The following is a 16,332-nucleotide window of genomic DNA, read 5'->3' on the forward strand; positions in this document are numbered from 1 at the left end:
TGAATACTGGATTTACTTTGAAGGCCCCGAGGCTAATGAGCAGCTTGCAATGGATTATCCTAACGTTCTAGAAGGCCGGACAAGTTATGAGGATTCGTGCTACTTCAACAACACGGTTTATAGAGAGGGAGAAGTCAAAGATATAGGGCAAAAGATTGTAACTAATGATGGAGGTGCTGTCAGCTTTGAAGCAGGAGGCTGGCATCCGGATAAAGAAGTATGTCTGAACATCGGAGGCCAAGGAGATGATGTTGCATCCGGACAGAAAAGAGAAAGTGATAACTACCGTGGCGGAGACAAAGGAGGAGAATGGTGGGATCTTGATCAATGGGAAGTCACACAGTACCTGAGAAATAACGCAGGATCAGTCCACTCAGATGCATGGAGAGATTACTGGGTTGAACAGCCTGATTCAGCTTCCTCTCAGGACTCAACAGGTATAATAGAGGGAAGCGGTATAGCCATGGAGGATGACTGTTCAACTTTCCTTGAGTGTGAAGATATCCGCAGTAATACAGGATTCGATGATCCATTTGCAGCTAACTTTACTGAAGGAAGTCTGGACGACGACAATAATATTGATACAGATACTCCTTTTTCGATAAGAGGCCTCAATAACTATCATAATCGTGTACAGGCAGGAAACTCGACAGGACATCCTGACGGAAGTCAGGGATCAGGAAACACCCAGGATCAGGAAACACCTATAGAAGGCCTTCAGGATGAACCTCTTCAGAACAGTCATATTGATCCTGAAGACGACGAATGGGCTATGACTCCTACACTGGGTTACGTGATTGCAAATGATGGTACTCCGCTGAGGCCTGGAAAATGCTACGGTGCTGAAAGAGTTCAGGGAGTAGATAAGAACAAGAGACAGGCCACTTACGCCAACTCTTTTGCTAATGTTTCTCAAGAGTACGATGGAGGCCTCAGCAGTCAGAGCAGATTTAATTCTCTGGGACTGGCATTTCCTGAAGACTATTCTGAGGATGGTAACTGGATCAATCCAGATAATGATTATCGGTCTGCTACGCTTGGAGGATTCTCATGTGATCTTACAGGTAAGGACTGGGGATTCGGTTTCTCAGAGGTTAACCAGTTGAACACCGATTTTGTCTGTCGTGAAGGCGACTGTGATAAAGAGGGTGATCCATACAATCCTGATGATAGTGGTTTCAATCCAGAGAATCCTCACAGTGTTTCTGCCGAGGCGGAGGATCTGAACTTTGATTACGCTAATGATCCTACTAGTCATGAACAGGATAATCTTGAGCAGTATCCTGATGCTTGTGGGGATGATCAGAATGAATATCTGATTCGTGAACACGCTGCTACTTACGGTGGAGAGAGCAATCCAAATCTTGAAGGAAGATCTGATTACTATGCTTGCGCTGACAGGCCTACGGACTGTGTATTCGATGGAGAGGTCTACAGTCAGGGAGAGCTTGTGGATGTGCAGGGAGAAGGAGGGAGGGAGGCAGGAGTCAACTCAATAGATCAGGAAATCTGTGTTGATCTTGATTCCTCAATCCCTGGAGGAGAATGGGTAGATCCGGACAATGAGTCCATTAGAGAGTTCCTTATAGGAGATGGGACTAGAGATAACCCGGAGTACTATGTCCGTGATGAAGAACCGATAGAAGGCCAGCCAGGACGCGTGGTCTGGCATGATGGGGATGATACTCCGGGAGCAAGAGAAGCAAGAATTTCTCCTTACAACCCTGCCGAGTTTGAAGTAGGATATGCATTGGAGGATGATTGTGATCCAGCACTCAGAGACAGTATAAACAGCGGATGTGATGATTCAGGCCTCTACGAGGAACTGATTCAAGGCCAGTTCGTATACTCGCCATTCAAGGAAGGTATGTACGCTGATGATGCAAACGTTTTCGAAGGCTTTGCAGTAAGAACATACGTTGGGGATGGGACAAGTGATGGAACAAGCGCTGAACATGGGGCCTCAAATGGTCAGGATGAGGAGAATACGGATGGCGTAGTCTTCGATTCTTCTGATGAGTGGCCTACTGCTAATCTTAATGATTCAAGTATTGATAGACTGGAGGATACATGGGCAATCTCTAATTATTCATACCATCCTGTAGGCCCTACAGGCCATATATGGGAGAATGGATCATGCTATGGAAGATCGCCTCTTGATGCTGGAAACAGTCAAGGAGAGTACATAATAACTAAGAATGAGAAGGTGATGGGTAACTCCTTCGCAAAAGCAGTTGACTTCAATGATGACGGTACTAAGGAAGGAGTCTGGGTTGATCCTGATATAACGAACAAGACAACTTTGACAGGAGGAACGAGCTGTGCGATCAACGGAAACGACTGGGGAATAGGTTTCAATACAGGATCAGGTCTAACGGTTACCGATAACAATACTAATCCTAGATATGAGCCAGAGGATCTTCACGCTGCTACAGGAAACATTACTTTCGATATAAATTCCGATCCTGATGGCATAGGATCAGGTAGAAATCTCCAGCAGTACCCTGAGGCCTGTGGGGATGATCAGAACGAGTATCTGATCCGTGAACACATGGATAGTAGAGATGACACGGAGCAGAAGCCAAATCTTGGCCGTAAAAACATCTATGTCTGTGCTGATCGTATATCTGACTGCGCTTTCCACGGAGAAGTATACAGCGAGGGCCAGGTAGTGGATGTTCAGTCATACGGTAGAGAGGAACGTGGTTCTAACTCTGTAGATGAGGAAGTCTGCGTTGATGTTGATGAGACTGTTCCTGGAGGAGAATGGATTGATGTGGATAACGAATCTATCAATCAGTTGCTCAAAGGGGAGGAAGACGACGGAGAAACTTACACTGAGGACGATCCTGATACATACAACGGACTTGTAAGAGCTAATTCAAGCTATGATGGCGATGGCGTTAAATGGTTCACAGATAGCTACGGGCCTGCTGCTGAGGTAGAGTTAACTCCTTACAATCCACTGGATTATTCTGATGGATATGCACTGGAGGATGACTGTGGGCCTGATGTAGAGTTCTGTGAGGACTCAGGCCTTGCAAATACTCATATGGAGGGGAGGGCGGTGTATTCATACTTTGAAGAAGGTAGGCCTGAAGATGACAGAATCAATTCTCTTGTTGAGGATGGTAGCGAGGATGAAATAGTTGCTGGAGAGGTGTTCACAGGAGTTTCTGTCAGGACATGGGTGGGATATGCCAACGGTACAGCTAGTTACGAGCATGGTGCCACAAACAATCAGGATGAGGAGAATACGGAAAATACTGTGTTTGATTCATCTGATAACTGGCCTACAGAGAACTTGAATGATTCAAGTATTGATAGACTGGAGGATACATGGGCAATCGCAAATACCACTGAGAAGGCTGTAGGGCCTACAGGAAGGCCTTATCCGGAAGGAAAGTGTTATGGTCGTAGCCCGCTAAGTGTCGATGATTACCAGGTAACTAAGAATGAGAAGGTGATGGGTAACTCCTTCGCAAAAGCCGTTGATATCAATGGAGATGGCACTTCCAGGAAGAAAGGTGTCTGGGTGAATCCTGATTCCACAGTTGACTCTGCTCTTACAGGAAATCTTTCCTGTGATCTAAACGTGACTGACTGGGGATTCGGATATAATGCAAGTACTGATGCCGATTTACAGGTTATCCGTGGAGATGCAAGAGAGTTCGGATACGACAGGGATGATCCTCATGTTGTAGTCGGAGACATACCTTTCGATATCAACTCGGATCCTAACGGCGTAGGAGAAGACGAAAATCTTCAGCAATACCCTAACGCATGTGGCGATGACAGAAACGAGTACCTTATCCGCGAACACCGTGATACCGCCGACAGCACCGAACAGATGCCAGATCTTACAGAGGACGATATATACGGCTGTACAGACAGGATCAGTGACTGTGTATTCAATGGTTCCATATACAGCGAGGGCCAGGTAGTAGACATACAGTCATACGGTAGAGAGGAACGTGGAACCAACTCAATAGATGAAGAAGTCTGTGTAGATGTAGATGAAAGTATTCCTGGAGGAGAATGGTACGATGTGGATAACGAATCACTGAACCAGTATCTGAAAGGGGAACAAGGCCTCTATACAGAGGATAATCCTGATACGTACACCGGAGTGGTAAGGGAAAACGCAAGTTACAGCGGCGATGGCGTAAAGTGGTTCACAGATAGTTATGGGCCTGCAGAAGAAGTAGAAATCTCGCCGTTCAATCCTTTGAACTATTCTGATGGATACGCTTTGGAGGATGACTGTGGGCCGTCAATCGATTACTGTGAAGACTCTGGAGTGGAGGATACTCATTTCGAGCCTGATGCTGTGTACTCGTTCTTTGAGGAAGGGCATATAGGCGATGACAGGAGGCCTAGTCCGGAAGATGATACAAAGCCGGATCCGAACAGCGACTACTTTGAAGCTATCTCTGTAAGAATGTACGTTGGATTTGCTAACGGTACTGCGTCAGCTGAGCACGGTGCTACAAACGGTCAGGATAAGGAGAACGTGCCAGATAATCTTGATTTCAACGTTACGAAGTGGGGTAAGACTGTATCGCTAAATGATTCTACGATTGATCCGCTTGAAGACACATGGGCTCTTTCAAACAGGACTTCTGCGATCGTTGGACCTACAGGAAAGGTCTACAGTGAAGGAAAGTGCTACGGACAGAACGTACTTGATCAACCCGACTACCAGCTTACAAAGGCTCAGAAAGCTGTAGGTAACTCGTACGCCATGACTGTTGACGTAAATGGAGACGGTACATCAAAGGAGAAAGGTGTATGGGTGAATCCGGATTCAACCGTGAAATCCGCTACTACAGGAATCCTTTCATGTGAACTAAACTCTACTGACTGGGGTTATGGATTTGATCTAGGTAACAACTCTGATCTACAGATTATCCGTGGAGATGCACGCGAGCAGGATTACGATAGAAGCGATCCTCATGTAGTTGCCGGGCCTGTACAGTTCGATATAGAGTCTGATCCAGGTGCTGCGGAGCAGGATCACTTGCAGCAGTATCCGGGTGCCTGTGGAGATGATAGAAATGAGTACCTTATCAGAGAACATCACAGTCCTATTGAAGGCCTTGAACATGATCCATCTCTGGAGAGAGATAATATCTACGGATGTGCGGACAGGATCAGTGACTGTACATTCCAGGGAGAAGTATACAGCGAGGGCCAGGTAATCAACGTGGAGAATCAGAGTAGTGAGAGAGGCGTTGATTCTGTGGATGAAGAAGTCTGTGTAGACGTAGATGAAAGTATTCCTGGAGGAGAATGGTACGATGTGGATAACGAATCAATCAACCAGCTTATCAAGGGAGAAAACCATATCGGTGATAATACAGCGTCTTATCAGAATTCTTTCGTTAGAACAAAGGAAAACTATGACGGTGACGGCGTAGTATGGTTCAACGATAGCTTTGCACCGGCAGAAGAGGCCGAAATTTCGCCTTATAACAATATTACTTATTCCGATGGATATGCATTGGAGGATGACTGCGCAGAGAATATTCAGTACTGTTCCGATGAAGGCGCCACAGAACAGCATTTCACTCCTGATGCTGTGTACTCGTTCTTTGAGGAAGGAAGGCCTGAAGACGATGCTAATGTCTTCGAAGGACGCAGCGTCAGAATGTACGTTGGATACGCCAACGGTACAGCTAGCTACGAGACAGGCGCCACGAATGATCAGGATACAGAGAATACTTATGGCCTTGAGTTCGATTCAACGGAGTATGACTGGCCTACCGAAAACTTGAATGATTCTACGATCGATCCGCTTGAAGACACCTGGGCATTGTCAGCAAGACTTGAGTGGCCTGTAGGCCCTACAGGAGAGGTCTGGAGGAATGGTTCCTGTTACGGGATGAACCCTTGGAACTCACCGGATGCCGACTGGGTGACAAAAGATCAGAAAGTCGTTGCCAACTCTCTTGCAATGGCGGTTGATGTCAACGGATATCCTCCTGAAAATGCGCACTATGATACTTCAGAGATTGCGGATCAGAAGAAAGGTGTATGGGTGAATCCGGACTCCAGTGTAAGATCTGCTACCTCCGGAGGAACAAGCTGCGATCTGAACGCTACTGACTGGGGATTCGGTTACAACCTCGGAGATGGTGAAGAACTACAGCAGATTGAAGGAGACATCCGCGAACAGGGATACGATCCGAATGATCCGAACGTAGTTGCCGGAGATATCAAGTTCGATATCAACTCGGATCCTAACGGCGTAGGTGTAAGTGAGAACTTGCCTCAGTACCCTGAGGCCTGTGGAGACGACAGAAACGAATACCTGATCAGGGAGCATAGAAGCCTTTCAGACAACTCTGAGCATAATCCGCAGCTAGATGATGAGGATATCTACGTATGTGCAGACAGGCCTAGTGACTGTGCTTACAACGGTGAAGTGTACAGTATGGGCCAGAAAGTTGATATTTCAAGTGAGAGCGATGACGAGGAGCTTGGAGTAGGTTCTGAGGATGCAGAGATATGTGTGGACTCCAATCCGGAGATTCCGGGAGGAGAGTGGCAGGATGCAGATAATGAAACTAATAGAGAACATGTAATTGGAGACGGTGATCCGAACAAGACTGAGACGTATGATGGATTTATCAGCTACAGGAACGGAAGCGGAAACGTCCACTGGTTCAACTATACTTGGGGTGCAGACGTTGATTATCCTGCAAGAGAGGCCATGATTTCGCCGTATAATCCTGTAAATTATTCTACAGGATTTGCTCTTGAGGATGATTGTGGGCCTGAAGTCAGTTACTGTGAGGATACAGGCCTTACACAGACGCATATGAATAATGACAGCGATCCAAGTGACGATCTTGTGTACTCTCCGTTTGTTGCGGGTGAAGGTGCTGATGACTATGACGTATTCGATGGTACGGTTGTCAGGATGTATGTTGGTGGAAGTGCCGAACACGGTGCATCGAATCCTCAGGAGGATCAGAATGTTTTCGAGAATCTCCCTCAGTTGAACGATTCCACAATTGACAGGAATGAGGATACATGGGCGATCGCGGGAGAGCCTTACTATGCTGTAGGGCCTACAGGGCATGTATACAAGAATGGTTCGTGCTATGGAAGGTTCAACAGTGAGACAAAGGCTGGAACTGTCGTAGCTAATTCGTTTGCATATGCTCATGATGTCGATGGCGACGGCCAGAAGGAGGGTGACTGGGTTGATCCGGATAACTATGAAGACGCAGTTCTGAATGGATACGGTACCTGTGAGCTCAGCAACATGTCCGACTGGGGAATGGGATACAACAACCAGTCCAGAGATGAACTCAGAATTATACAGGGAGATGTACGTGAAAGAGGCTACAATGATACAGAGGACTGGAAGTTCCACGTAGTTTCAGGGCCTATCCAGTTCGATTCCGAGAATGATCCTGGGACTATGGAACAGGACAATCTTCCACAGTACCCGAACGCATGTGGAGATGATCAGAACGAACATCTGATCCGTGAACATATGAGCGACTCCACGAAAGATGAGGCAAGGCCTGCACTGGAGAGAGATAATATCTACGGCTGTGCTGATAGAGTAAGCGACTGTGTTTACAATGGCTCTGTATACAGTGAGGGACAGACAGTAGATATCTCAAGTGTAGGAAATGATGCCGAGGCCGGCCTCAATTCGACCGATACAGAGGTCTGTATAAATACTGATGACAGGATTCCGGGAGGAGAATGGCATGATATCGACAATGTTGAGTGGCGTGACTATCTGACAGGTGCAAACGATACAGACTGGGACTACGAAGAGGACAATATTTCAAGTTACAAGAGGCTTGTTGAGCCTGAGACAGGAGATCACTGGTTTACAGATGATCACCCAGCAGCTCTGGAAGTAGAGCTGTCACCTTTCAATCCATTGAACTTCTCCGATGGATACGCGCTTGAAGACGACTGTGATCCTGACCTGGCGTACTGCGCCGATATTGGAGAAGAGAACCAGTACATGCCTGGATATGCAGTTTACTCGGCATTTGAAGAAGATGTTGGAGAGGACGATTCCAACGTTTTCGAGGGAAGAGCTGTAAGAATGTACGTTGGATACGCCAACGGTACTGCATGGGCACACCACGGCGCAACAAATAATCAGAGCGAGGAAAACAGTGGAGAACTCAACTTCAACGTTACAAAGTGGGGTAAGACAATTCCACTTAATGACTCCACTATCAACAGAAGAGAAGACACATGGGCTATCGCAGACAGCACATCTGATGTAGTAGGCCCAACAGGAAAGCTCTACGATCCTGGCAAGTGTTACGGCGGCACTCCTTCCACAGAGGATGAAGACTGGGTCTACAAGAACGAGACTGTTGTAGCAAACTCATTCGCCTATGCACAGGAAGTCAACGGCGACGGCAACGAGGAAGGAGTCTGGGTGAATCCTGATTCCACAGAGAAATCACTTACACAGGGCAACTTCAGCTGTGAACTGAACACCAGTGACTGGGGAATCGGCTACGATACAGGAGAAGGAACAAATCTTCAGGCCCACTACGGAGAGCCAAGAAGCAGTGGATACGAGGCCTCTGATATACACGCCGTCTCAGGGCCTATACAGTTCGATATAGAGTCTGATCCTGGAGAGAAAGAGCAGATGGATGAGCCTCAGTTCCCAAGTGCCTGTGGAGATGATCACAATGAGTATCTGATCCGTGAGCACGGCTCTAACGTTGGGAATGAGTTCAGGCCTAACCTTTCACGTGACAATATTTACGGCTGTGCGGACAGGATCAGTGACTGCGTGTACAACGGCGAAGTCTACAGTGAAGGACAGACAGTAGATATTTCAGAGGCCTCTGCTCCGGGAGAGAATCCTGAGCGTGGAGATGATATTGCAGATGAGGAGATCTGTCTTGACCTGGATAAGAGCATCCCTGGAGGAGAGTTCTATGATAAGGATAACAACTGGACTGTAGAGAGCAAGATCCGGGAGATCGCTGATCAGCCTGACAAGACATGGGAGAGAATAGAGTACTTCGAAGATCATGATTTCAGCAGGAATCCTGGAACTGACTGGAAGAACAGAACTCACAAGCTGAACAGGACAGACTTCGGATTCTTCAACAACTCCGGATTCACAGAGGCAGAGTACGAGAGTTACAGGCCTTCAGGATACGCCACGGAGGATGACTGTGGAACAATCATGCAGAGGCCTTCTACAGGGCCTTGTGGGGATGTAGGTTCGGATACACAGAATATTTCATGGTTTAACGCAGGTAACTTCTCCTTTATCCCGAACAATCCTGAGATGCAGGAAGGTGCTCCACAGGACAACTTCGATGATTTCTACGGTTTCACCGGCTACCACAACATGATTGATGACTCTTCGGATCAGTTCGAGCCAGGTGCAGCTACACAGAGAAACTGGAATCTATCCGATGTCTACGGTGAAAACTACAGGGTATACGACAGCAGGGACAGCACACCAGGACCTGATAAATGGGCGCTCACACGGTTCATGAACTACTCGGTCGATAACCGTGGAAACGGCTATCCTCCAGCTACGGAGAACAGAGCAGGATGCTTCTACAGAGATGGAGTGCAGGAAAGAACAGATGTCGATGATCAGGGTGTAGACAAGAAGGACAAGATATTTGGAAACTCTGTTGCGGCAGCAAATGATTACGATAACGACGGAGAAGTTGAAGGTGTCTGGGAGGATCCTGACGATGTAGGCGTCATGTATGCAAACTTCAGCTGCGATATCACAGGCCCTGACAAGGGATACGGATTCGATACCGGTGATAATGAAGGAGAGTTCAGCTACAAGAATGACGACAAGAGCACGCACGTCGTTACGGGAGATATCGCATTTGCTGTCACCGATGGAAAGACAGGAGCCTTCGAACAGGAGCCTCCGGTCTGTGGAGACGATCACAAGGAGTACCTGCTTGAAGAGCTGGGAGCCACACAGAACAGTCTTGAAGGAACAGGACAGTGGGGCTGCGGAACCGATAGAAACGACTGTGTGGCCAGAAGCGGAGGAGAATACGCACTTTACCGTGAAGGAGACACCGTCAATACTAATGAGGCCTCTGAAAAATTCGGACGCTCAAAGGACGATGCAGAGGTCTGTATGCAGAGAACACAGGATACCTACGGCGTATGGTACGATCAGGATTACGGCCCTGAACTCTGTCAGGTCAACAATCTCTACGGATCAGCAGGTGTAAGATGGATAAGCCCTGAATACATCGACAGAAAGCCTTACTCCGTAGTAGAGGGAATCAATGATGATATGAATCCTTACCTTGCCGAGAACTCTGGAGACTTCAATAAATCAACTCAGGGCAACGTTACAAAGTATCTGAATAATCCAGAGGACAGGACTCCGGTGCCTACAGGAAAAGATGTCAACAGATCTGTAGACAGTTATTACTCCGACTACAACGCATGGAGTCCAACAGATGAGTACCTGAACTACTCTGCCACGAAAGGATTCTGTGGAGGAGACGACGAAGGAGAGAACATCGTCGTACAGCAGGCATCCACAGAACTTATTCAGACAAACTACTCGGTCATAGGTATCGCCGATGATCCTGACGACTGCGTACTTGATGGATCAAACTACGACTCTGTAGGACATGACAAAAGAAAACTATACAGCCCAGGAGACGAAGTAGATCTTGATCTGGGACAAAGCCAGAGAACAATCTCCTGCTACTCCGGACAGTGGTTCGCAAACTGGCCTGTAACATTCCTGCAGGAAAACGTCTCAGTAGAGGCCACTACAGAAAGAGAAATTCTGTTCAAGGTAATCAATGTCCGAAACACAGAGACATCATACGAAGTAAACATGGACGTTGATGAGGAGCTTGAGGCCTTCACACAGTTCAGCGGATACGACGGCGACTCGTTCACCACGACAGTCCCAGCAGAGTCCTCACGCCAGTACAGCATCCAGGTCTACGGACAGAATAATGACATCGGGCCTGCAAATATCAGTATAAGTGCAAACTCGCTTACAGGAGATATAGAAGGATCTGATGAAGTCACAGTAGATGTAGTGGAAAACGTGGATACATCAGGCACTACATCCCAGACAACTTCAGAAGTTCCAGGCCTGCTGCCGGTACACCTGATCTTCCTGATGCTGCTATCAACACTTATCTACTACAGAAGACTGTAAAACAGAAGTCTGACTATCTAAAAGCTGAAAAAGACCGGAGATAAGAAGTAAACGTATGAAATCAGCCAGAGAAATCCTCGACTCGATGATAGAAAAAGGATCCCATGAAATAGACAGGGATACCGATGGATTGCTGCTTTCAAGCTTTTCAGCAGGCCTTGACATAGGATTCGGGCCTCTACTGATGGGAGTAATACTTACTCTTTCAGTTGGCAGTTACGGTGACTTAAGCACAGAGCTGCTTCTGGCAAGTGCTTACTCTGTAGGATTTATCTTTGTCATACTCGGAAGATCGGAACTTTTCACAGAACACACTGCGCTGGCGGTGATGCCTGTAATCGATGGAGAGGCCTCCCTGAAAAGTCTTGGAAGATTATGGGGGATAGTCTACGCAGGAAACATTATAGGAGGCCTGGTATTTACAGGCCTTGCCGTACTTCTTATGCCAGGCCTTGGAGTTATCAGTCCGGAGGCCTTCGGAACAATTGCATCCAAACTTGTTACTCATCCGCTTCACTGGCTGTTGATTGCAGGAGTGTTTGCAGGATGGCTGATGGGATTACTGGCATGGCTGATTTCCTCGGCAGAGAACACGATAAGCCGAGTATTCTTCATCTGGATGGTCACAGCAACTATAGGCATGCTGCATCTTCCGCACAGCATCGCAGGAAACGTCGAAGTTCTGTTCGGCCTCTTTACGACTAACAGCGTCACTGTAATTGATTATCTCTCCTTCCTTTCACTGGCAACGATCGGAAACGCCATAGGAGGAGCGATATTCGTAGGCCTCATGAAGTACGGCCACGTCACAAGAGGCGCAAAATAACACAGGACTCAAGTAACTTTCAAAACTTTTCCCGGAGAAACACTTGTTTAGAGGCGCAAAAATATGATTCGAAATTCAAAGAATTTCTGTATCACGCAGAAAACACAAGGTGTTTTCGAGTGAGTCAGGAACTCGGGATCACGGTAGATAAACATCAGGATACTTCAGAATGGTATACACAGGTAGTCAAGAAGGCAGGCCTTGCGGATTACGCGCCTGTCAAAGGCTGCATGATAATCAAGCCTTACGGCATGAAGCTCTGGGAATCGATCAAGGAAAACTTCAATGATAAGATCACGGATACAGGAGTTGAAAATGCTTACTTCCCGCTTTTCATCCCGGAAAGCTACCTTGAGAAAGAAGAGGATATTGTGGAAGGATTCGATCCCGAAGTTGCATGGGTGACACACGGAGGAAACGAAGAACTGGAGGAAAGACTCGCAGTAAGGCCTACATCCGAAAGTATAATTGCACCATACATGAGCGACGAAGTAAGAAGCCACAGAGACCTGCCGCTGAGGCTCAACCAGTGGGCCAACGTCGTACGCTGGGAGCCTACCGATACAAGGCCTTTCCTGAGAACTCGAGAATTTTTGTGGCAGGAAGGCCATACAGCACACGCAACAGAAGAAAGTGCCGACGAGGAAACGATGCTGCGCCTAGAACAGTACCAGGAAGTGATCGAGGACCACTTGGCTATTCCTTCGATTCTTGGTTACAAGCCGGAGCACGACAAGTTCCCGGGAGCGAAGTATACTACAACGATTGAGACACTGATGCCGGACGGAAAAAGCATCCAGTCAGGTACTTCACACCAGTTAGGCCAGCACTTTGCAGAGGCCTTCGATATCACTTTCGAGGATGAAGACTCGGAAACTCAGACAGCGTGGACGACGTCATGGGGCCTCTCAACAAGGACGATCGGTGCCTTGATCATGGCTCACGGCGATGATGACGGCCTTAGATTGCCTCCTTCCGTTGCGCCGCATCAAGTGGTTGTCGTACCTATCTTCCAGGAGGACAATCAGGAAGAAGTCATGGATTACGCGGAAGAAGTGGCTGAAGATCTCGAAGACGAAGGCCTTCGTGTCGAGTTCGATCACAGAGAGCACCGCACCCCTGGCTACAAGTTCAATGAGTGGGAACTGAAGGGAGTACCTCTCAGAGTTGAGGTCGGACCGAATGAGATGGAAGACGACGCGGTTACAACTGTGAGACGAGACACTGGAGACAAGGAGATGGGCATTGACAAAGAAGAATTCATTGAGTCCGCAGAGTCAACTCTTGAAGATATTCAGGCCTCTATGTACAGCGAACTGGAAGATTATCTGCATGAGAACATCAGAGAGGCAGAATCCAAGAACGAAATTTTAGCGACAATCGGCAAGTCAAGAGGCTACGTCAAGACACGATGGTGTGGAAAAGAAAGCTGTGAAGAAGAAGTCAAGGAAGAAGTCTCGGCAGAGATCGTAGTCCTCCCGTTCCAGGAAGACTCGGAACCAGCTACAATACAGGCCTCAGAAGAAGAAATCTCTGGAGAATGCGCAGTCTGCGGAGAAAACGCCGAGAGATGGGCATATTTTGCCAAGAACTACTAGATAGTTCTTTGGTATCTCATTTTTCTTCTTTTTATTCTGATTTTTGAGGATTCTTGTCTTCTACTATATTTACTCTCTGTTCTCTGCTGTATCTTGACTGGAACTTTGCCAGTTTTTCAGCCCTCTGTGTAGCTGCTGGAGGGCTTTCGGCTCTGTTTCTTTCGACGTCTTCTACTGTTCTGTTGAGTATTTCCTCTCTGTTCCCCAGTCCTTCAGGGCCTGATGTATCTGGCCTCACAGCGGTATACTCCGGATCTATTTTTATCTCTATTTCAGGATCATGCTCCAGAATGTTATCCACAACTGTTGAGATGCAGTCGTTCAGCCAGACACCGGCCAGAGTAACTTCTTCTGTTTCTGATGTTATACTCTCTAACTGCTCCTCATTTAGATCGCCGTTGCTGTCGTCTTCCAAAATTTCATCGTATTCGTGAAAGTTGTAAGGCAGGTGTGTCTGATCTTTAATTTCTCTGGGCCTTTTGATGGCCTTGTGATCCAGCGGTAAATCTGATCCTCTATCCAGATACGCCACTGCTGTTGTATGCCCATATTCTTCAAATGCAGAATCTATTCTATCCTCCCAGTGATCGCCGTACAAAGCTTTACCTGAGTCCTCATCAAACTCTCCTCCAAGATAAACAATATCACCGTGAACCACTACCAGTTCATCTTCAGCCATTTAAACACCCGTAAGACTCCCGAAACATAGAATTTGCAGAATTTACAGCAGAAACCATATGTTGTTACTATGCAATAACATTTAAATCTTTTCTTATGTCTGACGCAAGTCTCTATATCGCCTCTTAACGTAAAAACTTTTCTCATACAGTAGTTTTCCATGAGTGATTTCTGGACTGTCACCGAGAATCCTGCTGGATACGGGAAACTGGAGAGGCCTCTGGAATACGTTGTTGAGAATGAACTGGAGGTCTCGGGCCCGGTAAGAATTCTTGATGTGGGGTCTTCGAACGGTGCAGGATTTTCCCGTCTAGTCGATTATCTGGAGGATGAGACAGGCCGTGAGTTTGAATCAGTTAATCTGGATCCGCAGAGTGTCATATACAGTGATCGGGCTCAGGGGAATTCTGATCATCATGTCCGAGGTATGGCAGGCCGTCCTGAGACTTCTTTGCCTGTAAAAGATAATTCTGTTGATCTAGTTGTCTCTAACTATCTTTTGCCGTTCATCGGGAGAAAGAAATCAGAGGAGTTTCCTGGCGAGACACAGTCACAGGCCCTGAATCAGATACACAGTATCCTGAGGCCTGGAGGCGCTGTAGGAATACATGTAGATCCGTATCCTGCAAATGAAGATAGCGTGTCCGATCACTGGGTGCTCAGCTATGAAGATTTCTCCGATTTAGGAGAAGAGACTGAGGCCTTTACACAGTATCCCCTGGTGCCGGAAGAGGGAAGGAATATGTTCTATGGGGATAACAGGGACAGTCTGCCGGATGGATTCTACGACGACTTCCGGGATAGACTGGGATTTTAACTCAGATCTCCATTACCTCGGAAGTTTCGTGGCCTGTTGAGGCCTCTGTGTCTCCGTGACTCATTCCTGTGTCTCTTATGAAGTCGGCGGCCTCGTTGACGAACTGTTTCTCGTAGGTCTCTGTTGAAGGCCTGTACTGCATCTCGAGAGCATCTCTGTTCTCTTCTCCGTGATCTATTTTTCCTGGATTAAAGCCAGCGTATTCGAATCCAAGTCCTTCAAGCTCCTCTGCTGCAGTTGGAAGATATGGGCTGTTGGCATCCAGCGTGAGGCCTATCCAGTAATCCTGATCGTCTTCATCTTCCTGTATCTGGCTTTGAGCTTCCCCGATCTCCTGAAGTACGTCGTTCCATGTGTAGTCTCCGCTTTCGTCTTCCACGATCTGTACTTCGGCGAAGTTCATAGGATCGCCGACAGCTTTCGGCTTCACTTTGTAGTTTCGATTACGGTGCTCTGTATGCGCCGTATTAACTGTTCTAGTTATAGCATCAAGGCTGGAATCTCTTTTTGCATTGATGTTGTCCCTTGCTGTTGTAACGATGTCTCCAGCTGCTTCCGGCACATAAACTTGCTCCTGCTCATTCTCTATATGGGAATCAGCCCAGATCATATCGACTACAGTCACACGGCCTTTACCTCTGTACGCCATCGGGAATTTCTTGTCGTACACTCCTGTCACTGCAAAATCGTGCTGATTAGCAACGTGCTGAGTTGCAGCAGATTTATCCGCCAGTAACTGTGTATATGCGATATCTACAGGATCATCAGGATCAGCAACCATGCCTGAAACTGTATCAAGGCGATCAGAGAACAACTCGCTGTAAACTGTCCGACCTGTGTCACTGGACCGAAGACTTCTATCATCTTCTCTGATAATCGTTGAACCCAGCTCTGCAAGATTATCCTGAAACTTTATCGCACCAACGCCTATGAAATCTCCATCAGAATCCTCAACAGTACGTACAATTTCGGGAGCTTCATCAGAAGACCATTCATCAACAGTCCATTCTCCAACTACCTCATCAGGACTCACGCCGTCAAGTTCCTCATTCATAACCTTCAGAAAGGCCTCCAACTCCTCACTATCAACATACTTCCCGTAATACTTCTCATACTCGTTCTGGAAGGCCTCTGTAATATCCTCTGCGTCTTCAGGCCTTGAACGCCTTATTTCCTCGTTTATAGATGTTTTTCCATCTGTTTCTGCCATTCAGGCAACCACCTGATGCGTGTG

Annotated in this window: 6 protein-coding genes; 4 read left to right on the forward strand and 2 right to left on the reverse strand. The window is 47.2% G+C overall.

Annotated elements, in window-relative coordinates; translation table 11 throughout:
* Positions 1 to 49: 49 nt before the first annotated feature.
* From ACK3SF_RS02500 to proS, 3 genes are all read left to right on the forward strand, one after another.
* Positions 50 to 11,179, forward strand: coding sequence for a hypothetical protein (locus tag ACK3SF_RS02500; RefSeq protein ID WP_414838248.1), 11,130 nt, complete (start codon positions 50 to 52; stop codon positions 11,177 to 11,179).
* A gap of 55 nt (positions 11,180 to 11,234) precedes the next feature.
* The gene (locus ACK3SF_RS02505; protein WP_414838249.1) at positions 11,235 to 12,005 is read left to right on the forward strand and encodes a formate/nitrite transporter family protein; all 771 of its coding nucleotides are present in this window, start codon (positions 11,235 to 11,237) and stop codon (positions 12,003 to 12,005) included.
* Between the two features lie 119 nt (positions 12,006 to 12,124).
* On the forward strand, positions 12,125 to 13,603 hold the full coding sequence (proS, locus tag ACK3SF_RS02510; protein WP_414838250.1) for a proline--tRNA ligase: 1,479 nt from the start codon (positions 12,125 to 12,127) through the stop codon (positions 13,601 to 13,603).
* A 31-nt stretch (positions 13,604 to 13,634) separates the two neighbouring features.
* On the opposite strand, the gene ACK3SF_RS02515 is transcribed toward proS, so the two are convergent.
* Positions 13,635 to 14,282, reverse strand: coding sequence for a hypothetical protein (locus tag ACK3SF_RS02515; RefSeq protein ID WP_414838251.1), 648 nt, complete (start codon positions 14,280 to 14,282; stop codon positions 13,635 to 13,637).
* A 159-nt stretch (positions 14,283 to 14,441) separates the two neighbouring features.
* Between ACK3SF_RS02515 and ACK3SF_RS02520 the strand changes: the two genes are divergently transcribed.
* Positions 14,442 to 15,098 carry a class I SAM-dependent methyltransferase gene (locus ACK3SF_RS02520; protein WP_414838252.1) on the forward strand — a complete coding sequence of 219 codons (657 nt, stop codon included), beginning with the start codon at positions 14,442 to 14,444 and terminating at the stop codon, positions 15,096 to 15,098.
* A 1-nt stretch (position 15,099) separates the two neighbouring features.
* Here the strand turns inward: ACK3SF_RS02520 and ACK3SF_RS02525 are convergent, their stop codons facing one another.
* Positions 15,100 to 16,308, reverse strand: a complete 1,209-nt coding sequence (locus ACK3SF_RS02525) for a hypothetical protein (protein WP_414838253.1) — start codon at positions 16,306 to 16,308, stop codon at positions 15,100 to 15,102.
* Positions 16,309 to 16,332 lie beyond the last annotated feature (24 nt).

The organism is Candidatus Nanosalina sp. VS9-1 (assembly GCF_047555085.1).
Taxonomy (GTDB): domain Archaea; phylum Nanohalarchaeota; class Nanosalinia; order Nanosalinales; family Nanosalinaceae; genus Nanosalina.

Coding starts and splice junctions, on each gene's coding strand:
- ACK3SF_RS02500 (WP_414838248.1), top strand. CDS start 50: ATGGATTATCCTAACGTTCTAGAAGGCCGGACAAGTTATGAGGATTCG.
- ACK3SF_RS02505 (WP_414838249.1), top strand. CDS start 11,235: ATGAAATCAGCCAGAGAAATCCTCGACTCGATGATAGAAAAAGGATCC.
- ACK3SF_RS02515 (WP_414838251.1), bottom strand. CDS start 14,282: ATGGCTGAAGATGAACTGGTAGTGGTTCACGGTGATATTGTTTATCTT.
- ACK3SF_RS02520 (WP_414838252.1), top strand. CDS start 14,442: ATGAGTGATTTCTGGACTGTCACCGAGAATCCTGCTGGATACGGGAAA.
- ACK3SF_RS02525 (WP_414838253.1), bottom strand. CDS start 16,308: ATGGCAGAAACAGATGGAAAAACATCTATAAACGAGGAAATAAGGCGT.